At 63.9% G+C, this 23,521-nt stretch carries 23 protein-coding genes; 9 read left to right on the plus strand and 14 right to left on the minus strand.

Annotated features, from left to right (window positions below; translation table 11 throughout):
- Positions 1-14: 14 nt before the first annotated feature.
- The gene (locus tag IMX18_RS08880; RefSeq protein ID WP_015270739.1) at positions 15-608 is read right to left on the minus strand and encodes a helix-turn-helix domain-containing protein; all 594 of its coding nucleotides are present in this window, start codon (positions 606-608) and stop codon (positions 15-17) included.
- A 346-nt stretch (positions 609-954) separates the two neighbouring features.
- On the opposite strand from IMX18_RS08880, the gene glnT reads away from it, so the two are divergent.
- From glnT to IMX18_RS08905, 5 genes are all read left to right on the plus strand, one after another.
- Complete coding sequence (gene glnT, locus IMX18_RS08885) at positions 955-2,289, plus strand: type III glutamate--ammonia ligase (RefSeq protein WP_217190145.1); 1,335 nt, start codon at positions 955-957, stop codon at positions 2,287-2,289.
- A 66-nt stretch (positions 2,290-2,355) separates the two neighbouring features.
- Positions 2,356-3,261 carry a class II glutamine amidotransferase gene (locus IMX18_RS08890; RefSeq protein WP_217190144.1) on the plus strand — a complete coding sequence of 302 codons (906 nt, stop codon included), beginning with the start codon at positions 2,356-2,358 and terminating at the stop codon, positions 3,259-3,261.
- 27 nt (positions 3,262-3,288) lie between these two features.
- Entirely contained in the window at positions 3,289-3,963 is a 675-nt protein-coding gene (locus IMX18_RS08895) for a GltB/FmdC/FwdC-like GXGXG domain-containing protein (RefSeq protein ID WP_061303971.1), read from the plus strand.
- A gap of 15 nt (positions 3,964-3,978) precedes the next feature.
- A complete protein-coding gene (locus IMX18_RS08900) occupies positions 3,979-5,304 on the plus strand; it encodes an FMN-binding glutamate synthase family protein (protein ID WP_013973039.1) in 1,326 nt (441 codons plus the stop codon).
- Between the two features lie 166 nt (positions 5,305-5,470).
- On the plus strand, positions 5,471-6,775 hold the full coding sequence (locus IMX18_RS08905; RefSeq protein WP_100413459.1) for an ammonium transporter: 1,305 nt from the start codon (positions 5,471-5,473) through the stop codon (positions 6,773-6,775).
- A gap of 126 nt (positions 6,776-6,901) precedes the next feature.
- On the opposite strand, the gene IMX18_RS08910 is transcribed toward IMX18_RS08905, so the two are convergent.
- Complete coding sequence (locus IMX18_RS08910) at positions 6,902-8,314, minus strand: purine-cytosine permease family protein (protein ID WP_015270736.1); 1,413 nt, start codon at positions 8,312-8,314, stop codon at positions 6,902-6,904.
- 414 nt (positions 8,315-8,728) lie between these two features.
- The gene (locus IMX18_RS08915; RefSeq protein WP_015270735.1) at positions 8,729-9,181 is read right to left on the minus strand and encodes an Lrp/AsnC family transcriptional regulator; all 453 of its coding nucleotides are present in this window, start codon (positions 9,179-9,181) and stop codon (positions 8,729-8,731) included.
- Positions 9,182-9,293: 112 nt separating this feature from the next.
- Between IMX18_RS08915 and IMX18_RS08920 the strand changes: the two genes are divergently transcribed.
- Together IMX18_RS08920 and IMX18_RS08925 are read left to right on the plus strand one after the other, a co-directional pair.
- Positions 9,294-9,908, plus strand: coding sequence for a LysE family translocator (locus tag IMX18_RS08920; RefSeq protein ID WP_137137563.1), 615 nt, complete (start codon positions 9,294-9,296; stop codon positions 9,906-9,908).
- 130 nt (positions 9,909-10,038) lie between these two features.
- The gene (locus tag IMX18_RS08925; RefSeq protein ID WP_023660833.1) at positions 10,039-10,671 is read left to right on the plus strand and encodes a LysE family translocator; all 633 of its coding nucleotides are present in this window, start codon (positions 10,039-10,041) and stop codon (positions 10,669-10,671) included.
- 3 nt (positions 10,672-10,674) lie between these two features.
- On the opposite strand, the gene IMX18_RS08930 is transcribed toward IMX18_RS08925, so the two are convergent.
- The 10 genes from IMX18_RS08930 to IMX18_RS08975 form a co-directional block, all read right to left on the minus strand.
- Positions 10,675-12,456 (minus strand): ATP-binding protein, encoded by a 1,782-nt coding sequence (locus IMX18_RS08930; RefSeq protein WP_191472550.1) that lies wholly within the window; start codon positions 12,454-12,456, stop codon positions 10,675-10,677.
- Between the two features lie 182 nt (positions 12,457-12,638).
- A complete protein-coding gene (locus IMX18_RS08935; protein WP_054572590.1) occupies positions 12,639-13,202 on the minus strand; it encodes an NUDIX hydrolase in 564 nt (187 codons plus the stop codon).
- Between the two features lie 21 nt (positions 13,203-13,223).
- Positions 13,224-13,970 carry a GntR family transcriptional regulator gene (locus tag IMX18_RS08940; RefSeq protein ID WP_013973031.1) on the minus strand — a complete coding sequence of 249 codons (747 nt, stop codon included), beginning with the start codon at positions 13,968-13,970 and terminating at the stop codon, positions 13,224-13,226.
- 90 nt (positions 13,971-14,060) lie between these two features.
- Positions 14,061-14,450 carry a carboxymuconolactone decarboxylase family protein gene (locus IMX18_RS08945; protein WP_008100863.1) on the minus strand — a complete coding sequence of 130 codons (390 nt, stop codon included), beginning with the start codon at positions 14,448-14,450 and terminating at the stop codon, positions 14,061-14,063.
- 187 nt (positions 14,451-14,637) lie between these two features.
- Positions 14,638-15,123 (minus strand): flavin reductase family protein, encoded by a 486-nt coding sequence (locus tag IMX18_RS08950; protein WP_003258675.1) that lies wholly within the window; start codon positions 15,121-15,123, stop codon positions 14,638-14,640.
- Between the two features lie 13 nt (positions 15,124-15,136).
- Complete coding sequence (locus tag IMX18_RS08955) at positions 15,137-16,618, minus strand: aldehyde dehydrogenase (RefSeq protein WP_024087305.1); 1,482 nt, start codon at positions 16,616-16,618, stop codon at positions 15,137-15,139.
- On the minus strand, positions 16,615-17,448 hold the full coding sequence (locus tag IMX18_RS08960) for an alpha/beta fold hydrolase (protein WP_054572588.1): 834 nt from the start codon (positions 17,446-17,448) through the stop codon (positions 16,615-16,617). The genes IMX18_RS08955 and IMX18_RS08960 overlap by 4 nt, the downstream gene beginning before the upstream one ends.
- Positions 17,449-17,516: 68 nt before the next feature.
- On the minus strand, positions 17,517-18,113 hold the full coding sequence (locus tag IMX18_RS08965) for an amino acid synthesis family protein (RefSeq protein ID WP_003258678.1): 597 nt from the start codon (positions 18,111-18,113) through the stop codon (positions 17,517-17,519).
- A gap of 322 nt (positions 18,114-18,435) precedes the next feature.
- The gene (locus IMX18_RS08970) at positions 18,436-19,476 is read right to left on the minus strand and encodes an LLM class flavin-dependent oxidoreductase (protein WP_054572566.1); all 1,041 of its coding nucleotides are present in this window, start codon (positions 19,474-19,476) and stop codon (positions 18,436-18,438) included.
- Positions 19,477-19,551: 75 nt separating this feature from the next.
- The gene (locus IMX18_RS08975; protein ID WP_003259250.1) at positions 19,552-20,037 is read right to left on the minus strand and encodes a flavin reductase family protein; all 486 of its coding nucleotides are present in this window, start codon (positions 20,035-20,037) and stop codon (positions 19,552-19,554) included.
- A 317-nt stretch (positions 20,038-20,354) separates the two neighbouring features.
- On the opposite strand from IMX18_RS08975, the gene IMX18_RS08980 reads away from it, so the two are divergent.
- On the plus strand, positions 20,355-21,761 hold the full coding sequence (locus IMX18_RS08980; RefSeq protein ID WP_015270727.1) for a purine-cytosine permease family protein: 1,407 nt from the start codon (positions 20,355-20,357) through the stop codon (positions 21,759-21,761).
- A 153-nt stretch (positions 21,762-21,914) separates the two neighbouring features.
- Here IMX18_RS08980 and IMX18_RS08985 read toward each other — a convergent pair whose 3' ends face one another.
- Positions 21,915-22,826 (minus strand): AraC family transcriptional regulator, encoded by a 912-nt coding sequence (locus IMX18_RS08985; protein ID WP_015270726.1) that lies wholly within the window; start codon positions 22,824-22,826, stop codon positions 21,915-21,917.
- 102 nt (positions 22,827-22,928) lie between these two features.
- On the opposite strand from IMX18_RS08985, the gene IMX18_RS08990 reads away from it, so the two are divergent.
- Positions 22,929-23,489, plus strand: a complete 561-nt coding sequence (locus IMX18_RS08990) for a carboxymuconolactone decarboxylase family protein (protein ID WP_003259243.1) — start codon at positions 22,929-22,931, stop codon at positions 23,487-23,489.
- Positions 23,490-23,521 lie beyond the last annotated feature (32 nt).

Here is a 23,521-nt window from a genome sequence, read left to right on the forward strand (position 1 = left end):
CCTGGCGCGCCGCGTCACTCGTCGCTGTAGTTCATGATCGACAACAGGCGGATGGGCACTTGCACCAACTGCTCGGGGCCGTGCGGGGTCTCGCCGTCAAAGGTCAGGCTGTCACCGGCCTGCATGTGATAGAGCTGGTTGCCGTGCCGGTACACCAGTTCACCCTCCAGCAAGTGGAGGAACTCGGTGCCGGGGTGGGCGAAGGTCGGGAACTCTTCGCTGGCGTCGTCCATGGTCACCATGTACGCCTCGAAATTCTTCTTCGGCCCCCTGGCGTGATTGAGCAAATGGTAGGTGTGGCCTTTCTCGGTACCGCGGCGCACCACCTCCAGCCCTTCACCGGCTTTCACCAACAAGGCATTGCCGTCGGGCTGGTCATATTGGCTGAACAGCTTGGCCATCGGCATGCCCAGCACGTCGCACAGGCGGCTGAGAGTGTCGAGGCTGGTGGACACCTGGGCGTTCTCGATCTTGCTGAGCATGCCTTGGCTGATGCCGGCGATGCGCGCCACGTCGGCGAGCTTGAGGGACTGGGCCTGGCGCTGGCGCTTGATCTGCAGGCCCAGGTACTGCTCCAGGCGAAGGCGCGGTTCGGTTTCGGTTGGCATCGAATGTCCTGCACGGTTTCAGTTCAAGAATAAAGTTTTCGCACTGGGAAAGTGCGAAATGCAGCTACGGTGGCTGCATCTTTCCTCGGGTGAAAACAAGTTTCCCATAAATGGAGCATGGAAATCTGCTTGGGTTTTGTGCTGCCCGTACCGGCCTCTTCGCGGGCACGCCCGCTCCCACAGGGCTCTGCGGCGAACTCTGTGGGAGCGGGCGTGCCCGCGAAGAGGCCCGAACAGGCAACACAAGGTTGCACTCTGAACAAAGTTGGCAAGCCCATTGCATTCCTGTGAGGAAAGTAAGTTTCTCATGCGGAATCATTGCCCCTTGCCCAGGAGTGTTCAACCCATGTTGCCAGCAGAAACCCAGCGCACCCTTGATCAGCACGGCATCAAATACGTGCTGGCACAGTTCGTCGATATCCATGGCTCGGCGAAGACCAAATCGGTGCCGGTCTCGGGCCTGAAGATGGTGGCCGAGGAGGGCGCCGGCTTTGCCGGGTTCGCCATCTGCGGTATGGGCATGGAGCCGCACGGCCCCGACTTCATGGCCCGCGGCGACCTTTCCACCTTGATCCCGGTACCGTGGCAGCCCGGCTACGGCCGGGTGGTGTGCGTAGGCCACGTGAACGGCCAACCCTGGCCCTACGACAGCCGTTATGTGTTGCAGCAGCAGGTGCAGCGCCTGGCCGACAAGGGCTGGACCCTGAACACCGGCCTGGAACCCGAATTCAGCCTGTTCCGCCGCGACGAGGATGGCAAGCTGCAACTGGTGGATGCCTCCGACAACCTCGACAAGCCGTGCTACGACTACAAGGGCCTGTCGCGTTCGCGGCTGTTCCTCGAGCGCCTGACCGAGGCCTTGCAGCCGGTGGGCTTCGACATCTACCAGATCGACCACGAGGACGCCAACGGCCAGTTCGAGATCAACTACACCTACAGCGACGCCATGGAGTCGGCTGACCGCTTCACCTTCTTCCGCATGGCCGCCGGCGAGATCGCCAACGACCTGGGCATGATCTGCTCGTTCATGCCCAAGCCCGCCCCCAAGCGCGCTGGCAATGGCATGCACTTCCACCTGTCGCTGGCCAGCAGTACCAACAAGAACCTGTTCCATGACCCGTCCGACAGCAGCGGCATGGGCCTGTCGAAGCTGGCCTACCACTTTGCTGCAGGCCTGCTGGCCCATGGCCCGGCGCTGTGCGCCTTCGCCGCGCCCACGGTCAACTCGTACAAGCGCCTGGTGGTCGGCCGCTCGCTTTCCGGCGCCACCTGGGCCCCGGCGTTTGTCGCCTACGGCGCCAACAACCGCTCGGCGATGGTGCGCATCCCCTATGGTCGCCTGGAGTTCCGCCTGCCGGACGCTGGCTGCAACCCGTACCTGGTCACCGCCGCGATCATCGCCGCCGGCCTCGATGGCATCGACCGCCAACTGGAGCCGGGTGAGATGTGCAACGAGAACCTCTACAACCTGAGCCTGGAAGAGATTGCCGCACGTGGCATCAAGACCTTGCCGCAGTCGTTGAAGGAAGCCGCCGACGCCCTGGAGGCCGACCCGCTGTTCCGCGAGGTACTGGGCGCCGAAATCGTCGGCGAGTTCATCAAGCTCAAGCGCATGGAGTGGGTGGAGTACTGCCGCCACGTCTCCGACTGGGAAATCCAGCGTTACACCGAATTCTTCTGAGCGCCCCCAATCCCTTGGGCAGCCAGCACGAAAGCGGTCGCCCACTGCCTAGTAAGGAGCATCATCATGTGTGGAATCGTAGGTCTGTACCTGAAAAAACCCGAGCTGGAAGCCCAGCTCGGCAAGCTCTTCGAACCCATGCTCGAAGCCATGACCGACCGTGGCCCGGACAGCGCCGGCTTTGCCATCTACGGCGACGAAGTGGCCGATGGCTGGGTCAAGCTGACCCTGCAGGCCACTGACGTCAACTACCCCTGGGCGGCCCTGATGGGCCAGCTGGAAGGGCGCCTGGGCTGCTCGCTGGACTGGTTCCAGAACGCCAGCGCTGCCGTGCTCAAGGTACACACCTGCGAGGCGTCGGCCCGCCAGGCCCTGAGCGAACTGGCCCCTGACGTGCGCATCATGAGCGCCGGGCAGAGCATCGAGATCCTCAAGGGCATGGGCCTGCCGGCGGAAATCTCCAGCCGCTTCGGCCTGGCCGGCATGAAAGGCAGCCACATCATCGGCCATACCCGCATGGCCACCGAAAGCGCCGTGACCATGGAGGGCAGCCACCCGTTCTCTACCGGCGCCGACCTGTGCCTGGTGCACAACGGCTCGCTATCCAACCACTTCCGCCTGCGCCAGGAGCTCAAGCGCGAAGGCATCAGCTTCGAGACCGACAACGACACCGAAGTGGCCGCCGGCTACCTGACCTGGCGCCTGCAGCAGGGCGACAGCCTGGCCCAGGCCCTGGATGGCGCCCTGGAAGACCTGGACGGCTTCTTCACCTTCGCCATCGGCACCCGCAATGGCTTTGCCGTGATCCGCGACCCGATCGCCTGCAAGCCCGCCGTGCTGGCCGAGACCGACGACTACGTGGCCATGGCCTCGGAGTACCAGGCACTGGCCAGCCTGCCGGGCATCGAGAACGCCAAGGTCTGGGAACCGGCGCCGGCCACCCTGTACGTCTGGGAACGCGAAAGCGCCTGACCTGCCACCGAACCACTGGAGAACCACATGAATACGATCGACCTTTCCAGCACCTCGGTGCGTGTCCTCAACCAGTCCCTGCACGGTGAGGTGCAGGACCACGAATGGCGGGTGACCCACCCCGACGGCAAGCACAACCTGGCCGTGGGCATCAACGCCGCCGTGGCCGTGGATATCGAAGGCCACGCCGGCTACTACTGCGCCGGCATGAACCAGCAGGCCAGCGTCACCGTGCATGGCAACGTCGGTGTCGGCGTGGCCGAGAACATGATGTCCGGCACGGTGCGGGTCAAGGGCAGCGCCTCCCAGGCCGCCGGCGCCACAGCCCATGGCGGGCTGCTGGTGATCGAGGGTGATGCCGGCGCGCGCTGCGGTATTTCCATGAAGGGCGTGGATATCGTCGTCGGCGGCAGCATCGGCCACATGAGCTGCTTCATGGGCCAGGCCGGGCGTTTGGTGGTGTGTGGCGATGCCGGCGATGCGCTGGGCGATTCGCTGTACGAGGTGCGCATCTACGTAAAGGGTGCGGTGCAGTCACTGGGTTCGGACTGCATCGAGAAAGAGATGCGCGCCGAGCACCTGCAAGAGCTGCAGGAACTGCTGAACAAGGCGGGCCTGGACCACAAGGCTGCCGATTTCAAACGCTACGGCTCGGCTCGCCAGCTGTACAACTTCAAAGTCGACAACGCCAGCGCGTACTGATCCAGGAGCATTCCCATGAGCGAGCAATTCCCCCCGGTACTGCGTGAGTCGGCCACCTTCGACCGCCTGACCATCCAGGAAATCCAGCGTGCCGCCGAAACCGGCATCTACGACATCCGCGGCGGCGGCACCAAGCGCCGCGTGCCGCACTTCGACGACCTGCTGCTGCTCGGTGCCAGCGTGTCGCGCTACCCGCTGGAAGGCTACCGCGAGAAGTGCGGCACCGATGTGCTGCTGGGTACCCGCTTCGCCAAGAAGCCGATCCACCTGAAAATTCCGGTGACCATCGCCGGCATGAGCTTTGGCGCGCTGTCGGCCAACGCCAAAGAGGCCTTGGGCCGTGGTGCGACCATCGCCGGCACCAGCACCACCACTGGCGACGGCGGCATGACCCCGGAGGAACGCGGCCAGTCGCAGCACCTGGTGTACCAGTACCTGCCGTCGCGCTACGGCATGAACCCCGACGACCTGCGCAAGGCCGATGCCATCGAGATCGTCCTCGGCCAGGGTGCCAAGCCGGGCGGTGGCGGCATGCTGCTCGGCATGAAGGTGACCGAGCGGGTGGCGGGCATGCGCACTTTGCCGATCGGCGTCGACCAGCGTAGCGCCTGTCGCCACCCGGACTGGACCGGGCCGGATGACCTGGCGATCAAGATTGCCGAGATCCGCGAGATCACCGACTGGGAAAAACCCATCTACGTGAAGATCGGCGCCAGCCGCCCGTACTACGACGTGAAGCTGGCGGTGAAGGCCGGTGCCGATGTGATCGTGCTCGACGGCATGCAGGGCGGTACCGCCGCGACTCAGGAAGTGTTCATCGAACACGTTGGCATCCCTATCCTGCCGGCCATCCCCCAGGCAGTGCAGGCGCTGCAGGAAATGGGCATGCACCGCAAGGTGCAGCTGATCGTTTCCGGGGGTATTCGCAATGGCGCCGACGTGGCCAAGGCCATGGCCCTCGGGGCTGATGCGGTGGCCATTGGTACTGCGGCGTTGATCGCGCTGGGTGACAACCACCCGCGGCTGGATGCCGAACTGAAGAAGATCGGTTCTGCGGCCGGTTTCTATGACGACTGGCAGAACGGCCGCGACCCGGCCGGCATTACCACCCAGGACCCGGAGCTGGCCAGGCGCCTGAACCCGGAGGAGGCCGGGCGCCGGCTGGCCAACTACCTGCGGGTGCTTGTGCTGGAGGCGCAGACCATGGCGCGGGCGTGTGGCAAGTCGCACTTGCACAACCTCGACCCGGAGGACCTGGTGGCGTTGACCGTGGAGGCTGCGGCGATGGCACGGGTGCCGTTGGCGGGGACCGCCTGGGTGCCGGGGCAGGCGCAGTACTGAGTTATCGGTAATTGGGGCCGCTTTGCGGCCCATTCGCGGCACAAGGCCGCTCCTACAGGGGACCGCGTCTCTGGGCCTGCGCGGCCCCCTGTAGGAGCGGCCTCGTGTCGCGATGGGCTGCAAGGCAGCCCCAGGGCACCCCCACCATTCACACAGGAGTGACTCCATGAAGCACCTCACCCTCGCTGTAATGTTGTTAGCCCTGACCACCCGGGCCCACGCCGCCGACCCCACCCTGGACACCGGCAACACCGCCTGGATGATCTGCGCCGCGATGTTCGTGCTGATGATGTGCATCCCGGGCCTGGCACTGTTCTACGGTGGCATGGTGCGGGCCAAGAACTTCCTCTCGGTATTCACCCAGCTGTTCGCCGTTGCCGGGGTGATCGGCATTCTCTGGGTGCTGTTCGGCTACAGCCTGGTGGTAGACACCACCGGCATGGTCGAGGGCCAGCTGACCCTCAACAGCTTCATTGGCGGGCTGGGCAAGGCGCTGATGCTGGACATCGGCCATGACAGCCTGGTCGGCACCATCCCCGAAGGCGTGTTCGCAGTGTTCCAGCTGACCTTCGCCATCATTACCCCGGCGTTGATTGCCGGTGGTTTTGCCGAGCGCATGAAGTTCAGTGCTTCGTTGCTGTTCATGGCCGCCTGGTTCGTGCTGGTGTACGCGCCGATCGCGCATATGGTCTGGGGCGGGCCGGGGGCGTTGATGGTCAACTGGGGTGTGCTGGACTTTGCCGGCGGTACCGCCGTGCATGTCAACTCCGGCGTGGCAGCGCTGGCTGCGGCGTTGATGCTGGGCAAGCGCAAGGGCTACCCGCAGGTGGCCATGCCGCCGCACAACCTCGGTTTCACCCTGGTGGGCGCCGGGTTGCTGTGGGTGGGCTGGTTCGGCTTCAACGTCGGCTCGGGGCTCGCGGCCAACCAGGCGGCAGGGGTGGTGATGCTGGCGACCATGGTGGCGGCCTGTGCGGGGATTGTCGGCTGGTTGCTGACCGAGAAGGTGGCGCATGGTCGGCCGACGGCCTTGGGTGCGGCTTCAGGGGCTTTGGCAGGGTTGGTCGGGATTACCCCGGCCTGTGCATTTGTCGGGCCGCTGGGCGCGCTGGTGATCGGGTTGTTGACCGGGGCCATCTGCTTCTTTGCCGTGACCCGGTTGAAACAGGCGCTGGGCTATGACGACAGCCTGGATGTGTTCGGCCTGCATGGCGTGGGCGGAATGGTCGGCGCGATCCTTACCGGGGTCTTTGCCGCGCCTGCGTTGGGCGGCTATGTGGAGGGTGCATCACCGGTCGGGCAGGCATTGGTGCAGTTGAAGGGGGTGGCGTTCACCTTCGTGTATTGCTTTGTGGTGAGTTGGGCGATTCTGGGGGCGATCAAGCTGACCATCGGGCTGCGGGCCAGCCGGGAAGAGGAAGAACAGGGGCTGGACCTGGCGGAGCACAATGAGCGGGCCTACAACCTCTGATTGATGTGTTGCCTGTACCGGCCTCTTCGCGGGCTTGCCCGCTCCCACAGGAATGTCACCGGCCTCGAAGGCTGTGGTGTCCCTGTGGGAGCGGGCAAGCCCGCGAAGAGGCCGGCACTGGTTGAATCAGTGCCCCATGGCCACCTTGGCACTCATCTGCCGGCGACGGTAGGCGCTATCACGGCTGGCCAGCCACCAGTAAAGCGGCGAAGTAACCACCAGCCCCACCAGCCACGACAGGTCCGCTCCGTTGATATGCTCGGAAATAGGCCCGACATACAGCGGTGTGTTCATGAACGGGATCTGCACCACGATACCCACGGCATAGGCGATCAGCGCCTGCGGGTTGTAGCGCCCGTAGATACCGCCATCGACCTGGAAGATCGACTGGATATCGTAGTCACCCTTGTGGATGGCATAGAAGTCGATCAGGTTGATCGCTGTCCACGGCACCAGCACCACCAGCAGAACCAGCACCATGTCGACGAAGTGGCCGATGAAGTCCGCCGAGGCGAACACCGCCACCACGCAGCAGGCCGTCAGTACTACCAGCGACAGCACGGCGCGGCTCTTGGCGGTGGGGATCCAGCGGTGGGCGAAGGTTTGCACCAGGGTGATGATCGACAGCACTGCGCCATACAGGTTGAGTGCGTTGTGGCTGATCACGCTGAGCAGGAACAGCACCAGCATGATCGGGCCGAGGGTACCGGTGGCCAGCTTGACTGCATCCATGGTGTCCATGCCGGCCGGGATCGCCAGCACCGCCACGGCGCCGAAGATGAACGACAGGCTTGAACCCAGGGCCGAGCCCAGGTAGGTAGTCCAGAACGTCGAGCTGACCTTCACGTCCGCCGGCAGGTAGCGCGAGTAGTCCGACACGTAGGGCGCAAAGGCGATCTGCCACAGCGCAGCCAGCGACACGGTGGCCAGCCAGCCGGCCAGGTTGAAGCCGCCGCGGGTGAGGAAGTCGTCGCTCTGCACGTGGCTGAAGATGTAGCCGAAGCCGACCACGATGCCGATACCCAGCACCCAGGTGCCGATGCGGTTGAGCACGTGGATGAAGCGGTAGCCGATGATGCCGATGATGCCCGAGCCCAGCGCACCGATGACGATGCCCACCGGTACCGGCACGGCATCGACCACGCCGTGCAGCGACTTGCCGGCGAGGACAATGTTGGAGGCGAAGAAGCCGATGTACATGACCCCGGCGATCACCACCACCAGCAGCGCGCCGAGCGAGCCGAACTGGGCGCGGCTCTGGATCATCTGCGGGATGCCCATCTGCGGGCCCTGGGCCGAGTGCAGCGCCATCAGTACGCCACCGACCAGGTGGCCGACCAGGATGGCGACGATGCCCCATACCAGGTTCAGGTGGAACAGTTGCACGCCCAGCGCGCCTGTGACGATGGGCAGCGGCGCTATGTTGCCGCCGAACCACAGTGTGAACAGATCCCTTACCTTTCCATGGCGGTCTTGCGGGGGCACGTAGCCGATCGTGTGTTTTTCTATGAGGGGTGCCGAATTGGCTGCACTGGTCATGACTGACTCCAAGGCAAGGTAGGGCATCGGGAGCTGCCCGGGGGCGTGCCGGCGAAGGGCGACGCGTTCTTGTTGGAGCGATGATGCGGGGCGCGGGGATAACGAGAAATTAGTAAATATGTGCCCATAAACCTTAAAAAACCTAAGGCTGACAAAAGGTTAAGCGGGCGACGGTAGCAAGGAGGGTGCCAGGGTGCGGGAGGGCTTGGGCTAGAGGGGTTTGGGCAATATGGAGGTAAGAAGCGGTGTGCTTTTCTGGGGCGCCGTGCGCGTTTGCAGGGCAGATAAAAATGTCGCCTGTGCCGGCCTTTTCGCGGGTAAACCCGCTCCCACCTCGACCGCATTGATTTCAAGTCATGCGCAGTACCTGTGGGAGCGGGTTCACCCGCGAAAGGGCCGGCACAGGCGACAACGCTACATCGGCAACAACCGATCCTGAATCACCTCTTTCATCACCAGCGTCGAACTCAACCGTTTCACATTGGGAATGCTGGTCAGCTGCTCGTCATACAGCTTCTGGAACGCCGGCAAATCCTTGGCCACCACATGCAGCAGGTAATCCGGGTCGCCAAACAGCCGCTGCGCCTCGACGATCTGCGGGATTTCGGCCAGCGCCGCTTCAAAGTCCGCTACCGGCTGGCGAGTGACTTCGCGCAGGGTCACGAATACCAGCGCGGCAAAGTTCAACCCCAGGGCGCTCGGCGCCAAGCGGGCGTGATAGCCAAGAATCGCCCCCGACTCCTCCAGCGCCTTCAAGCGCCGATGACAGGGCGACAGGCTGAGCCCCACACGGTCGGCCAGTTCGGTCACCGATAGCCGACCATCTTTTTGCAGTTCGGCAAGAATTTTTCGATCGGTCCTGTCCATTGAGAAGGATCTTCCAGTAATTGAAGGTTGTTGAGGAATATACGAAAGAAAATCCCTCGGCGGAATCCGTAATCTTTCGTCATCCCAAAGCAGTGGAAAAAGGAAGATTCAAGTGGCTCTCAGTGTTCTGACGGCGTTCTGGGCCGTGTCGATGCTGTTCGTGATTACCCCGGGCGCGGACTGGGCCTACGCGATTTCGGCCGGCATGCGGGGGCGCTGGGTGATGCCGGCGGTGGCGGGGATGTTGTCGGGGCATTTCCTTGCGACCCTGGTGGTGGCGGCAGGGGTCGGTAGCCTGCTGGCCGGCCACCCGCTGGCGCTGACCTTGCTGACCCTGGCGGGGTGTAGCTACCTGCTGTGGCTGGGTGGCAACCTGCTGCTGAGCCCGGCCTTGCCGGCGGCCGAGCAGGATGGTGCGGGGGAGTCGGGGTCTCGCTGGGCATTGAAAGGGTTTTGCGTCAGTGGCCTGAACCCGAAAGTGTTTTTGCTGTTCCTGGCGTTGTTGCCGCAGTTCACCGACCCGCAGTCGAGCTGGCCGGTGCCGTTGCAGATCTTGCTGCTGGGCCTGGTGCACCTGTGCAGCTCGTTGGTGATCTACTCGCTGGTCGGTTATGGCGCCAAAGCCGTGTTGAGCACCCGGCCGGGGGCGGCGAAGCTGGTCGGGCGGGTGTCGGGGGTGGCGATGATCACGGTGGCCCTGGGCTTGATAGCCGGCCAGATCAGCTGACTCACTGGCGTGCGTTGGCCGCTCCTACAGGTTGCCGCGTTAACCTGGCAGGCGAGAGCCAAGGGTAAAGACGACATGCATGGCCTCGGATAAACTCGCAGCACTTCAACGCACAACCAGGATGTGCCCCATGCCCGAAACCACGCAACTGCTCACCTTCGCCCTGATCTGCCTCGGCATGGTCCTGACCCCAGGGCCGAACATGATCTACCTGATCTCCCGCTCGATCTGCCAGGGCCGCAAGGCCGGACTGATTTCGTTGGGTGGTGTGGCCCTGGGCTTCGTCATCTACATGTTCTGCGCCGCGCTGGGCATCACCGCCCTGGTGATGGCCGTGCCTTTTGCCTACGACGCGCTGCGCATCGGTGGCGCGCTGTACCTGTTGTACCTGGCCTGGCAGGCGCTGCGCCCTGGTGGCCGGTCGCCGTTCCAGGTTCGCGACCTGCCTGCCGACAGCCCGCGGCGGCTGTTCACCATGGGCTTTGCCACCAGCCTGCTGAACCCCAAGATCGCCGTCATGTACCTGTCGTTGATGCCGCAGTTCATCGAGCCGGGGCATGGCAGCGTGCTGCTGCAGTCGCTGGTGCTGGGGTCGACGCAGATCGCCATCAGCGTTTCGGTCAATGCACTGATCGCGATCATGGCCGGGTCGATCGCCGTATTCCTCGCCGGTCGCCCGCTATGGCAGCAGGTTCAGCGCTGGCTGATGGGTACGGTGCTGGCGGGCCTGGCCGTGCGCATGCTGGCCGAAGGGCGGCGTTGACCGCTAGGCCTCAGGCGGCGGCTCCTGGGGCAGGTACAAGGTAAAGGTGGTGCCCTGGCCCGGCACACTTTTCACCTGCACATCGCCCCCGGACTGCCTGGCAAAACCGAACACCTGCGACAGCCCGAGCCCGGTGCCTTCACCCGGTGCCTTGGTAGTGAAGAACGGGTCGAAGATACGCTCCAGCAGTTCGGTGGCAATGCCGACACCGCTGTCGCTCACCGAAATCGCCGCGAACGGGCCCGGCTGTGGCGCCTGGCCGCGCAGGGCGGGCAGTGACTGGTCAGCCTGCAGGCGCAGCTGCAAGGTGCCTTCGCCGGCCATGGCGTCGCGGCCGTTGAGCATCAGGTTGATTACCGCGGTTTCCAGTTGATTGAGGTCGGCGCGGATATGGCAAGGCGCCTGTGGCAACTGCAGCTCGACCTGGATCCGCGCACCGGTGGCAGTGTCGAGCATGTCGGCCATGGCCTCCAGCCGTGGCCCGGCCTCGAACACTTGCGGGCTCAAGGCCTGGCGGCGGGCGAAGGCCAGTAACTGGCCGGTCAGCCTGGTGCCGCGGTCGACAGTGTCGGACATGGTCTTGAGATAGCGTTCGCGACGCTGTGCATCGAGGTTGGGGCGCTGCAGAAAATGCAGCGACGAGCGAATGATGGTCAGCAGGTTGTTGAAGTCATGAGCCACGCCACCGGTAAGTAGGCCAATGGCTTCGAGCTTTTGGGTCTGGCGCAGCACGGCTTCTGTGTGCAGCAACTGGCTGGTGCGTTCATCCACGCGCTGTTCGAGGGTGGCATTCAGCGCCTCCAGTGCCGCCATGGCTTCGCGGACCTCGGCGTAGGCCTGTACCCGCTGGATATGCGCCCAGCAGCGCTCGGTGACTTCACTGATCAACGTCTGTTCATAGTGGGTCCACTCCCGTGGCACCTTGTCGTGGATGGCCATCAGCGCGGTCAGTCGGCCGCCTTTGATCAGGGGCATGCAAATGGTCGCGGTAATGCCGATGGCCTGGAAGGTGGCAGCTTCCTCCGGGGACAGCTCGCTCAGGTTGTCCTGGATGACCAACGGCAGGCCATTGCGCAGGCGGCCGAGCGCCAGCTTGCCAAAATCCTGCAACCGATAGCGGCCCAACAGATGCGGCGAGCCGGGCGCCACGGCGTCACCGCAGATGGTGAAACCGTCTTCGTCTGGCTCCATCACCGCGTAGGCACAACTTGACAGTTGCAGGTGCTCGACCAGCATGCGCGTGGTAGTGGCAAGGATCTGGTTCGGGTCGGTAGCGTCGGCCACGGCACGGCCCAGGTCGTCGAGGAACCTCAGGCGCTGGTTGGCGAGCACGCTGGCGGTGGTTTCGGTGACTGTATCCAGCATGCCAAGGACCTTGCCGTCGTGGTCGCGGATGGGGCTGTAGCAGAAGGTGAAATAGGCCCGTTCGGGGCCGCCGTTGCGGTCGATGACGAGCGGGAAGTCTTCGATGTACACCGCCTCGCCGGCCAGGGCGCGGTTGGCCATGTGGCCGATGTCGGCCCAGGCCTCCTGCCACACGGCGCGGAAGGGGATGCCCAATGCCGAGGGCTTCTGCCCGAGAATCTGTGAGAAAGCGTCGTTGTGCAGGGTGAGCAGGTCAGGGCCCCAGAGCACGGCTTGCGGAAAGCGCGAGGCCAGGCACAGCGCCAGGCTGGTTTTCAGCGGGTCGGGCCAGTACTCCAGCGGGCCCAGCGGGGTGGCGGCCCAATCGTGGTTGCGGATGCGCTCGGCCATCAGACCGCCGCCGTCTAGCCATTTTGCCATGTGCTCTGCTGGTCCTTTTGCGTAAGGCCTGAAGGGTGCATCCAGAATAGACGTTTGGCGAGAATTTTTGGTGGCTGTACCGGCCCTATCGCCGGCAAGCCAGCTCCCACAGGACTGCACATGACTCGAAGTCGATGCGGTCCAGGTGGGAGCTGCCTTGCCGGCGATAGGGCCGGTACAAGCTAGCGAATGAAGTGCACCTTGCCAGTGTCGTCATTGCCCATGTAGATGCCATAAACCCCGGCTTGCCGCTCGAGGATATAGCGCTCGAGAATCTGCCGGATTGCCGGATAGTAGATTTCGTCCCACGGGATCTCGTCGGGCTCGAAGAACCTGTAGGCCAGCGTTTCCGCCCCGTACTGCCCGGTTTCCTCGGTGGCGATGGCGCGGAAGATGATATAGACCTCGCTTATCTTCGGGACGCTGAAGATCGAGTACGGCGAGACGATTTCGGCGCGTACGCCGCTTTCTTCCCAGACCTCGCGCAAGGCCGCCTGCTCGGTGGTCTCGCCGGCCTCCATGAACCCGGCCGGCAAGGTCCAGGTGCCGGGGCGCGGCGGGATGGCGCGCTGGCACAGCAGGTACTTGCCATCACGCTCGATGATGCAGCCGGCGATGATCTTCGGGTTGATGTAGTGGATGTAGCCGCAGCCGGTGCAGTGCAGGCGTTCGTGGGTGTCGCCTGTGGGAACGCCCCGGGCCAGTTCCATGGTGCAGTGCGGGCAGTAGCGCGGGGCGTTGGGCATGATCGGTGGCCTGTGGGTGGCTTATATGCGTGGGTCCTTCAAGGCCAGGGGCTCAACCATCTCGCGCACCTTGACGTTGTCATCCTGCTTCTGGCGCAGGTAGTCCAGGGCCACCTTGGCGGCGGCGCGAACGTGGTCAACCGAGGCCTGGTGGGCAACCAGCGGGTCGCCGCTCTTGATCGCCTCGACGATCTTTTCCATTTCGCGGTTGCTGGCGCCGCGGCGGTTCTCCTGCGACACCGAGGTGGCGCGCAGGTAGCTGATGCGCGCCTGCAACTGGCGCAGCTGCTGGGCGGCCACCTGGTTGCCGGAGCCTTCCAGCAGCACATCGTAGAAACCTTGTACCGAGTCCAGCACCTGTTGCAGTTCGCCTTCCTCGAGGGCTTCGCGGTTGACCTCCAGCGCGCGCTCCAGGGCGCGGATGTCCTTGGCCTTGGCGTTGAGGGTGAACAGCTGCACGATCAGGCCTTCGAGCACGCAGCGCAGCTCGTAGATGTCGCGGGCGTCTTCCAGGGTGATGATGGCCACGCGCGGGCCCTTGGCGTCGGCGAACTCCACCAGGCCTTCGGACTCCAGGTGGCGCAGGGCTTCACGCACCGAGGTGCGGCTGACGCCGAGGCGGTCGCAGAGGTCGCGCTCGACCAGGCGGTCGCCTGGCAGCAGGTGGAAGTTCATGATCGCGGCGCGCAGCTTGTCGAGCACGATTTCGCGCAGGGTAACGGGGTTGCGATTGACCTTGAAGCTGTCGTCGAGTGGCTGGCGTTTCATCAAGTGCGCTCTTAAAGAGGCTGCCCGGCCGCAACCGCAACAGCACCACGAACCTTGGGTGCTCCTTGCGTGGGTTCGAACAGCCCGGTGTTAACGGGTTGACTCCGCATCGGCTTCAGCGAACGCTTCGCGGGCCAGGCGGAAACTGTCCACCGCCGCGGGCACGCCGCAATAAATGCCGACCTGGAGCAGGATCTCGCGAATCTGTTCACGGCTCAGGCCATTACGCAAGGCGCCGCGAATGTGCAGCTTGAGCTCGTGGGGCCGGTTGAGCGCGGAAATCATGGCCAAGTTTATCATGCTGCGCTCTTTGAGCGACAAGCCTTCGCGGCCCCAGACGTGGCCCCAGCAGTATTCGGTGACCAGCTCCTGCAACGGCTTGGTGAAGTCGTCGGCGTTCTGGATCGAGCGGTTGACGTAGTCCTCGCCCAGTACCTGGGTGCGGATCTGCAGGCCTTTTTCGTACTTTTCATTGCTCATGTGCAGTACTCCAAAATAAAACAGGGGACGCAACCGAGGGTGAGACGATGACGCGGCCCCTAAAAACAGGGTCATCGGTGTTGGCTTCTTCGCGGGCTTGCCCGCTCCCACAGGGATTGCACAGGTGCTGAAACCTGCGCAGTACCTGTGGGAGCGGGCGAGCCCGCGAAGAAGCCAACGCGGTCTATCAACCCAAGGGGGGCAGGGCGCCCAGCTTGCCCTTGTGGTAGACCATCGGGGTCACCGGCTCGGCCGGCAGCACCAGGTTCTTCACCGCGCCGACGATGATCGCGTGGTCACCGCCGTCGTACTCGCGCCACAGCTCGCATTCGATGATCGCCGTGGCCTTGGCCAGCAGCGGGTTGCCCAGCTCGCTCAGGTGCCAGTCGATGCCTTTGGCCTTGTCCTTGCCCTTGCCGGCGAAGGCATAGGCCTCGGCGGTCTGGTCGGCGGACAGCAGGTGAATCGCGAACTGCTTGCTGTCACGCAGGATGGGGTAGGTGTCGGAGGCGTAGTTGGGGCAGAACAGCACCAGCGCCGGGTCGATCGACAGCGCGCTGAACGCGCTGGCGGTGATGCCGACGATGCCACCGTCGGCGTCCAGGGTGGTGACCACGGTGACGCCGGACGGGAACGAGCCCATCACGTCTTTGTAGATGCCTGGTTCGATCATCTCGTGCTACCTCTTAGCGCATCACAAACGGGTCGGGCATCGGCGCGGTGGACAGGTTGATCCACACCGTCTTCAGCTCGGTATAGGCCAGCACCGAATCGATGCCGCTCTCACGGCCGTAGCCGCTGTTCTTGAACCCGCCGATCGGCGCCATGGCCGACACGGCACGGTAGGTGTTGACCCAGATGATCCCCGAACGCACGTCGCGGGCCAGGCGGTGGGCACGGCCCAGGTCGCGGGTCCAGATGCCGGCGGCCAGGCCGAACTGCGAGTCGTTGGCGATGGCCAGGGCCTCTTCCTCGGTCTTGAAGCGGATTACCGCGGCAACCGGGCCGAACACCTCTTCCTGCATGATGGTCATCGAGTTGCTGTCGCACTCGAACAGGGTCGGCTCGTAGAACCAGCCGTCACCCTCGACCTCGGCACGCTTGCCGCCCATGTGCAGCTTGGCGCCTTCGGCCTTGGCAGCGGCCACCAGGCCTTCGACCACGGCCAGCTGTTGCGCGGTGGCCATGGGGCCCATTTCGCTGGCGTCGTCCTGCGGGTTGCCGATGCGGATGCGCCTGGCGCGGGCGATCAGGCGTTCGACGAACTCGTCGAAGATCTCGTCCTGCACCAGCAGACGCGAGCCGGCCACGCAGCTTTGCCCGGAGGCGGCATAAATGCCTGCCACGGCGCCGTTGATGGCGCTGTCCAGGTCGGCATCGGCGAAAATGATGTTCGGCGACTTGCCGCCCAGCTCCAGCGACAGCTTGGCGAAGTTCTCGGCGCTGCTGCGCACCACGTGGCGGGCGGTGGCGGCGCCGCCGGTGAAGGCGATCTTGCGCACCAGCGGGTGGCGGGTCAGCGCCGCGCCGGTGCTGGGGCCGTAGCCGGTGACCACGTTGACCACACCAGCCGGGAAGCCGGCCTCGAGGGCCAGGCGGGCCAGCTCGAGGATGGTCGCCGAGGCGTGCTCGGACGGCTTGAGCACGATGGTGTTGCCGGCGGCCAGGGCCGGGGCCAGCTTGATGGCGGTGAGGTACAGCGGGCTGTTCCACGGGATGATCCCGGCCACCACGCCGATCGGCTCGTGCACGGTGTAGGCGAACAGGTCGGGCTTGTCCAGCGGCAGGGTGCCGCCTTCAAGCTTGTCGGCAAGGCCTGCGGTGTAGTGGAAGAACTCTGGCAGGTAGCCGACCTGGCCGCGGGTTTCGCGGATCAGCTTGCCGTTGTCACGGCTTTCCAGCTGGGCCAGGTGTTCCTTGTTTTCGGCAATCAGGTCACCCAGGCGACGCAGCAGCTTGCCGCGCGCGGTGGCGGTGATGCTGCGCCACTCCTTGCTGTCGAAGGCGCGCTGGGCGGCCTGCACGGCCAGCTCGACATCGGCCTCGTCGGCGTCGGGCAATTGCGCCCATGCCTGGGCGGTAGCCGGGTTGAGGCTGTCGAAGGTCTTGCCGCTCTGGGCATCGCGCCATTGGCCGTCGATGCACATCTGGAAACGAACGAGGGTCATGCAACAATCCCCTTGGCGGATTCGGTGAGGGTGCGGGCTTGCGCGAGGAAGTCCAGCAGCATCTTGTTGACTTCGCGCGGTGCTTCCACCGGCATCATATGCCGTTGCTCGGCGAGGACCACGCTTTGCGCGCCAGGAATGCTGGCAGCGAGCTGGCGGGTCATGGCCGGGGTGGAGCCTGCGTCGAGTTCGCCGGTGGCGATCAGCGTCGGCACCTGGATGCTGCCCAGGTCGCCTGCGCGGTACATGTCCTGGGTGGCGAACAGCGAATAAGTGGTGTGGTAGCCCTGCGGGTCGTTGCTCGCCAGCACCTGGCGAATGGCGGCGACCTGCGCCGGGTTGGCAGCCTTGTATTCACGGCTGAACCAGCGGTCGAGCGCGGCGTCGACGTTGGCGTCGGGGCCAAGCTGCGCAGCCTGGGCGGCGCGGGCGATAACGCCGGCGCTCTGCTCGGGGGTGCGGTTGAACACGCTGTTGAGCACTACCAGTGCAGCCAGGCGCTGTGGGTATTCGAGGGCGAACGCCCGGGCGACCAGGCCGCCCATGGAAAAGCCGATCACGGTGGCTTGCGCGATCTGCAGGTGGTCGAGCAGTTCGGCCAGTTGTGCAGCATAACCTTCCAGGCCAATGTCGGCGGCTGGCAGCGCGCTCTGGCCGTGGCCGAGCATGTCGTAGGCGATGACGCGGTAGTCGTTGGCCAGGCCAACGAACTGACCGCCCCACATTTCCTTGTTCAGGCCCACGCCGTGGATCAGTACCACGGGTTGGCCCTGGCCGACGGACAGGTAGCTGGTGCCGGCGGGTGTGCGTTCAGCGACAGGCTGAATCATGGAGGGCGCTCCTTGAAGGTCGGGCGCGGCGGGTAAGCACGCCACGCCCCGGCCCGTCTTGGTTGTTGTTATTGAGCGTTGGCTTTTTCGGCAGCCAGTTCTTCCAGGTCGATGTAGCGGTTGCCGATGCGCGGGTGCAGGCGACCGCCGTCGGAGGCGCCCAGGACCACGACGATTTCATCGGCGCGCGGGGCATCTTCGATCTGCATTTCCAGGGTGATGTAGTGCGAGCGCAGGCCTTCGTCGTCCTTCTGCATCATCGGGATCTGGATCGAGGTGCCCGGGCCGCCGCGCTTGTTGGTGAAGCTCAGGTAGCTCTTGGCCTGTACCGCTTCACGGTAGTGGTTGCCGAAGCGCAGGGTATGGATCACCGCCGAGGCGTGTTCGATTTCGCCGTCGGCACCGACGACTGCGGCCTTGCCGTAGGCTTCGATCTTGTCGGCGCCGCCGATGGCGGCAGTCAGGCGCTCGACCATCAGGGCGCCCAGGTCCGAGCAGTTGGCACGGATTTCCGGCTTCAGATCTTCAACGAAACCGCGACCGGCCCATGGGTTCTTGATCACGACGGCCAGGCCGACCATGGTCACCGGCTTGTCGGTGGCCTTGCCGCCTTCGATGCGGGTCTCTTCGGAGTAGGTGACGATCTTGCGGATTTCGAAACTCATGGGTGGCTCCTGGTGAGGGTTATCAGCTCTTGTTGTCTGATGGTATACCATAATATTTGTTGTGCAATAGGTGGCTGGAAATTTCTCTTGCGAGGGGACGAAAGGTGGCCTGATGCCTTGATTCCTGCGGTTTCTGTACTGGCCTTTTCGCGGGCTTGCCCGCTCCCACAGGGATCGCACGGCATTCATGGCCTGTGCTGTCCCTGTGGGAGCGGGCAAGCCCGCGAAGAGGCCGGTGCAGGCTTCAAAAAAAAGCCCGCTCACGCGGGCCGCAGGGCCCACGGGAGCGGGCGCGTCCCGCAATGTTTCAGGTAATGGGAAATCAGGCGAACGCCGGCACCACTTCCTTGATGAACAGCTCCAGCGATTTCTTCTTCTCGGCGTGGGGCAGGCTGTTGTCGCACCAGAAGCTGAACTCGTCGACGCCGAGTTCCTGGTAGTACTTGATACGCGCGATGATCTCTTCCGGCGTGCCGATCATGGTGTTCTTGCGGATGTTCTCCAGCTCGAACGCCGGCACTTCGGCGAACTTCGATTCCGGGCTCGGCTCGAGGAAGCCGTTGACCGGGGTGGTCTTGTTGCCGAACCAGGCATCGAAGGTGCGGTAGAAGCGCGAGATGGCCTGGGCGCCAACTTTCCAGCCTTCCGGCTCGGCCGGGCTGTGCACGTGGGTGTGGCGCAGCACCATCAGTTGCGGGCGTGGCACGCCCGGATTGTTGTCCAGGGCGGCCTGGAACTTGTTCTTCAGGTCCAGCACTTCCTCGTCACCCTTCATCAGTGGGGTGACCATCACGTTGCAGCCATTGGCCACGGCGAAGTTGTGCGAGTCCGGGTCGCGGGCGGCGATCCACATCGGCGGTACGGCGTTGTAGGGCTTCGGCACGCTGGTGGACGTGGGGAACTTGTACACTTCGCCGTCATGGGCGTAGTCGCCTTCCCACAGCTTGCGCACCACCGGCACCATTTCACGCAGAGCCTTGCCGCCGTCGGTGGCCGGCATGCCACCTGCCATGCGGTCGAATTCGAACTGGTAGGCGCCACGGGCCAGGCCCACTTCCATGCGGCCCTTGCTGATCACGTCGAGCAGGGCGCATTCGCCCGCCACGCGGATCGGGTTCCAGAACGGCGCGATGATGGTGCCGGCGCCCAGGCGGATCTTGTCGGTGCGCGCAGCCAGGTAGGCCAGCAGCGGCATCGGGCTTGGCGAAATGGTGTATTCCATGGCGTGGTGTTCGCCGATCCACACGGTGCTGAAACCGCCGTGCTCGGCCATCAGGGTCAGTTCGGTCAGGTCTTCGAACAGCTGGCGGTGGCTGACCTGTTCATCCCAACGTTCCATGTGCACGAACAACGAAAATTTCATGGGGCTTTCCTCAACGCTTGAAAGGGGCTGGCGCCTGGCAGGGTTGGCACCAGCGGTCTCGATTCAGAATAGGCTTCAGGCAAAGGCCGGCAGGCTGGCCATCTTGCCGCGGCAGTACACCATCGGCCGTGGCGCCTCTTCAGGGACGATCAGGTTGTGCACCTTGCCGACCATGATGGCGTGGTCGCCACCTTCGTATTCGCGCCACAGTTCGCATTCGATGACTGCGGTGGCACCGGCCAGGATCGGGTTGCCCAGTTCGCTCAGGGACCACTCGATACCGCTGGCCTTGTCCTTGCCCTTCTTGGCGAACGCATAGGCTTCGGCCTGCTGTTCACCGGACAACAGATGAATGGCGAAGCGCTTCTGCCTGATCAGCACGGGGTAGGAGTCGGAGGTGTAGTTGGGGCAAAACAGCACCAGCGGCGGGTCCATCGACAGGGAGGAAAAGGCGCTGGCGGTCAGACCGACGACCGAGCCATCGTCGTCCAGGGTGGTGATGACGGTAACGCCGGACGGGAAGGAGCCCAGGACATGCTTGTAGACGGTTGCGTCGATCATCTGGTGTACCTCTATAGGGCTGCGGTGGTCCGCGGTTTTTATCGTTGATGTGTCTGATGGTATACCGTAATACCTATTTTGCAAGCGGAATTTTCAAGCGGGGGTGTTGCGCGATGAACGGCTCAAGCCCGCGTATACCGTGGGCTTGAGCGGTGAGGCGGTTTGCCGCAGGGGTTGCGCGAGCGGATCAGTGGGCGTTTTTTCCTACGGATCAGTGTTGTCAAAAGTTTGGAATACCATAATATGGTCCGCAGCTGAGAGGCCGCCTAGATGCGGTTTCCTTACAAAGATAAAAACGACCTTTCGAGCTGAATCCTATGTCCCAACCGTCGTCGCAACACCAGTTTGTCGAGAATCACACGGTCGATTACGTTCCACCTGCCGAGCGCCACGGGAAGGCGCGCGACCTGTTCACCCTCTGGTTCAGTACCAACATCGCGCCACTGCCCATCGTCACCGGCGCCATGGTGGTCCAGGTATTCCACCTGAACCTGTTATGGGGGCTGGTCGCCATCGTGCTGGGCCATCTGGTCGGGGGCGTGGTCATTGCCCTTGCCTCTGCGCAGGGACCGCAGCTGGGCATTCCGCAGATGGTGCAGAGCCGTGGCCAGTTCGGCCGCTACGGCGCCTTGCTGATCGTGTTCTTCACCGCACTGATCTATGTCGGCTTCTTCATTTCCAACATCGTCCTGGCGGGCAAGACCATCCACGGCATCACTCCGAGCGTGCCGATGCCCGGCGCGATCGTGATCGGTGCGCTGAGTGCCACCGCCATTGGCGTGATCGGCTACCGTTTCATTCACATCCTCAACCGCATCGGTACCTGGGTGATGGGTTCGGCGCTGCTGGCCGGCTTCATCATGATGTTCGCCCAGGAACTGCCGGCCGACTTCTTCAGCCGTGGCGCGTTCAACCTGTCGGGCTTCATCGCCACCGTGTCGCTGGGCACCATCTGGCAGATCAGCTTCTCGCCGTATACCTCCGACTATTCGCGCTACCTGCCGCGTGAAGTGGGCATTGCCAAGCCGTTCTGGGCCACCTACTTCGGCGCTACCCTGGGCACCATCCTGTGCTTCAGCTTTGGTGCGGTAGCGGTGCTTTGCGTGCCGGAAGGCACCGATGCAATGGATGCGGTCAAGCAGGCCACCGGCTGGCTGGGCCCGATCCTGATGGTGCTGTTCCTGCTCAACATCATCAGCCACAACGCCCTCAACCTGTATGGCGCGGTGCTGTCGATCGTCACCGCGATCCAGACCTTCGTCGCCGAGTGGACGCCGAGCATCAAGGTGCGGGTGGTGCTGGCTTCGGTGATTCTGGTGGGCTGCGGCCTGGTAGCGCTGAATGCCTCGGCGGACTTCATCGGCCAGTTCATCGGCCTGATCCTGGCACTGCTGCTGGTGCTGGTGCCGTGGGCGTCGATCAACCTGATCGACTTCTACCTGATCAAGAAGGGCCAGTACGATATCGCCTCGATCTTCAGTGCCGACGGCGGCATCTATGGCCGCTTCAACCACCACGCGATCATTGCCTATGCCTGCGGCATCCTGGTGCAGTTGCCGTTTGCCAACACGTCGCTGTATGTGGGGCCGTATTCCAATATCGTCGAAGGGGCTGATCTGTCGTGGCTGTTCGGCTTGCTGGTGACGGTGCCGCTGTACTACTGCCTGGCGACCCGGGGCAAGGCTGCCGAGAAGGCGGGGCGGGTTGTGAGTGTGAATGACTGATAGATTGGCGTTGCTGTAACAGGGGCTGCGTTGCAGCCCATTCGCAGCGCAAGGCTGCTCCTACAAAGGAATCGCGTTGCATGTAGGAACTGCTTTTCAGAGATTGTGATACCCCTGTGGGAGCGGGTTCACCCGCGAAGAGGCCAGTGCAGGCTAACGCCCTTCATGCTGCCGCCGATACGCCCCCGGCTGCACCCCCACCGCTTTGGCAAACGCCCGGGTAAATGCCGCCACCGACTGATACCCCACCTGTGCCCCCACCTGCTCCACGGTATGCCCCGTGCGCAGCAACTGACTGGCAAGGCGCATCCGCAACGCCAGCAGTACCTGCCCCGGCGACTGCCCCGCCAGTTCATTGAAACGCTTGAAAAACGCCGACCGCGACAACCCGGTACAGGCGGCCATGCTTTCCAGCGTCCACGCTTGCCCCGGTTGCTCGATCAACTGCTCCAGCAAACCGGCAAACGCCGGTTGCCGGGCGAGGGCGACCAGCCCGCCCAGCGATTGCCCGGCATGCACCTGCTGGCGTAGCACATACAGGAACAGCAAGTGCGTCAGCCGCTCCAGCAACGCCTGGGAAGGCCCGGCGGCGCGCCGGCACTCCTCCAGGATCAGCTCGAACAACGCCCGCGCCGCATGCCCGGCCGGTTCATCGGCGCGCAGCAATATCCAGTCGGCCAGGCCGTCGACGATCAGCGCCGACAACCCCGGCCTGAAGTGGAAGAAACCACATACCAGGCCCACGCCATCGACCGCATCAACGTCCATGGCCTGCATCTGCTGGCGTGGCTGGGCGCAGGCACTGGCAGGGTCCTGGTCGCTGGCCAGGCGATAGCCGAGGTCGCGCAGCAGGAACACCGCATCGCCGGCCTCCAGGCGCAGTGCCTCGGGCTGCCCGTCGATGTGCAGCCAGCAATGTCCTTGCACCACCAGGTGGAAGCTGGCCCGGCCCATGCCTTCGGTGCTGGCGTGCCAGCCGCCGCAGTAGCGGCCCACATGGAACAGGCTGGCATCGAGCTCCAGGCCCTCTAATAACCAATCGACAAGGTGGCTGGACGAAATCATCTAATGCAAAGACTCAAGAGCAAGGAAAGGCGACTGATGAATATGGAGGGTAGTTCTTATAACCAACAGACTGTAGTGACACTCATCAAAGGAGACCACTCCATGTCCTCGCGCATTACTTTACACACGCTGCAGAGCGCCCCGGAAGCGGCCCGTCCGTTCCTCGAGAACGCCCAGAAGAATTCCGGCTTCATCCCCAACCTGCTGGGCGTGCTGGCCAATGCCCCGGCGGCGCTGGAAACCTACGTGACCGTTTCGGCACTCAACGGCAAAGCCGAACTGAGCCTGGCCGAGCGTGAAGTGGTGCAGCTGATTGCCGCCACCCAGCATGGCTGCGACTTCTGCGTGGCCGGCCACACGGCCGTGGCCCTGAACAAGGCCAAGCTGCCGCAGGAGGTGGTCGATGCCCTGCGTGCCCGTGGCGAGCTGCCCGATGCCCGGTATGAAACCCTGGCCGCGTTCGCCCGCGAAGTAATCGCCACCCGCGGCAATGTCAGCGAGGCCACTTACCAGGCCTTCCGCGCAGCCGGTTTCAGCGAAGGCAACGCCCTGGAGGTGATTCTGGGCGTGAGCCTCGCAACCCTGTGCAACTTTGCTAATGTGTTCGCCCAGACGCCGCTCAATGACGAGCTTGGCAAGTACCGCTGGCAACCTTCTGCATGATCTGCGTGTGACACCGGTCGTACCGCGATCGT

The organism is Pseudomonas shirazica (assembly GCF_015168335.1).
Lineage (GTDB): Bacteria > Pseudomonadota > Gammaproteobacteria > Pseudomonadales > Pseudomonadaceae > Aquipseudomonas > Aquipseudomonas asiatica.

What these genes read in the sequence shown, in the direction of transcription:
- IMX18_RS08905 (WP_100413459.1), top strand. Translation starts at nt 5,471, where the DNA reads ATGAAGCACCTCACCCTCGCTGTAATGTTGTTAGCCCTGACCACCCGG.
- IMX18_RS08955 (WP_024087305.1), bottom strand. Translation starts at nt 16,618, where the DNA reads ATGACCCTCGTTCGTTTCCAGATGTGCATCGACGGCCAATGGCGCGAT.
- IMX18_RS08965 (WP_003258678.1), bottom strand. Translation starts at nt 18,113, where the DNA reads ATGAGTTTCGAAATCCGCAAGATCGTCACCTACTCCGAAGAGACCCGC.
- IMX18_RS08890 (WP_217190144.1), top strand. Translation starts at nt 2,356, where the DNA reads ATGTGTGGAATCGTAGGTCTGTACCTGAAAAAACCCGAGCTGGAAGCC.
- IMX18_RS08925 (WP_023660833.1), top strand. Translation starts at nt 10,039, where the DNA reads ATGCCCGAAACCACGCAACTGCTCACCTTCGCCCTGATCTGCCTCGGC.
- IMX18_RS08930 (WP_191472550.1), bottom strand. Translation starts at nt 12,456, where the DNA reads ATGGCAAAATGGCTAGACGGCGGCGGTCTGATGGCCGAGCGCATCCGC.
- IMX18_RS08935 (WP_054572590.1), bottom strand. Translation starts at nt 13,202, where the DNA reads ATGCCCAACGCCCCGCGCTACTGCCCGCACTGCACCATGGAACTGGCC.
- IMX18_RS08990 (WP_003259243.1), top strand. Translation starts at nt 22,929, where the DNA reads ATGTCCTCGCGCATTACTTTACACACGCTGCAGAGCGCCCCGGAAGCG.
- IMX18_RS08895 (WP_061303971.1), top strand. Translation starts at nt 3,289, where the DNA reads ATGAATACGATCGACCTTTCCAGCACCTCGGTGCGTGTCCTCAACCAG.
- IMX18_RS08975 (WP_003259250.1), bottom strand. Translation starts at nt 20,037, where the DNA reads ATGATCGACGCAACCGTCTACAAGCATGTCCTGGGCTCCTTCCCGTCC.
- IMX18_RS08910 (WP_015270736.1), bottom strand. Translation starts at nt 8,314, where the DNA reads ATGACCAGTGCAGCCAATTCGGCACCCCTCATAGAAAAACACACGATC.
- IMX18_RS08900 (WP_013973039.1), top strand. Translation starts at nt 3,979, where the DNA reads ATGAGCGAGCAATTCCCCCCGGTACTGCGTGAGTCGGCCACCTTCGAC.
- IMX18_RS08980 (WP_015270727.1), top strand. Translation starts at nt 20,355, where the DNA reads ATGTCCCAACCGTCGTCGCAACACCAGTTTGTCGAGAATCACACGGTC.
- IMX18_RS08945 (WP_008100863.1), bottom strand. Translation starts at nt 14,450, where the DNA reads ATGAGCAATGAAAAGTACGAAAAAGGCCTGCAGATCCGCACCCAGGTA.
- IMX18_RS08940 (WP_013973031.1), bottom strand. Translation starts at nt 13,970, where the DNA reads ATGAAACGCCAGCCACTCGACGACAGCTTCAAGGTCAATCGCAACCCC.
- IMX18_RS08950 (WP_003258675.1), bottom strand. Translation starts at nt 15,123, where the DNA reads ATGATCGAACCAGGCATCTACAAAGACGTGATGGGCTCGTTCCCGTCC.
- IMX18_RS08985 (WP_015270726.1), bottom strand. Translation starts at nt 22,826, where the DNA reads ATGATTTCGTCCAGCCACCTTGTCGATTGGTTATTAGAGGGCCTGGAG.
- glnT (WP_217190145.1), top strand. Translation starts at nt 955, where the DNA reads ATGTTGCCAGCAGAAACCCAGCGCACCCTTGATCAGCACGGCATCAAA.
- IMX18_RS08960 (WP_054572588.1), bottom strand. Translation starts at nt 17,448, where the DNA reads ATGATTCAGCCTGTCGCTGAACGCACACCCGCCGGCACCAGCTACCTG.
- IMX18_RS08880 (WP_015270739.1), bottom strand. Translation starts at nt 608, where the DNA reads ATGCCAACCGAAACCGAACCGCGCCTTCGCCTGGAGCAGTACCTGGGC.
- IMX18_RS08970 (WP_054572566.1), bottom strand. Translation starts at nt 19,476, where the DNA reads ATGAAATTTTCGTTGTTCGTGCACATGGAACGTTGGGATGAACAGGTC.
- IMX18_RS08915 (WP_015270735.1), bottom strand. Translation starts at nt 9,181, where the DNA reads ATGGACAGGACCGATCGAAAAATTCTTGCCGAACTGCAAAAAGATGGT.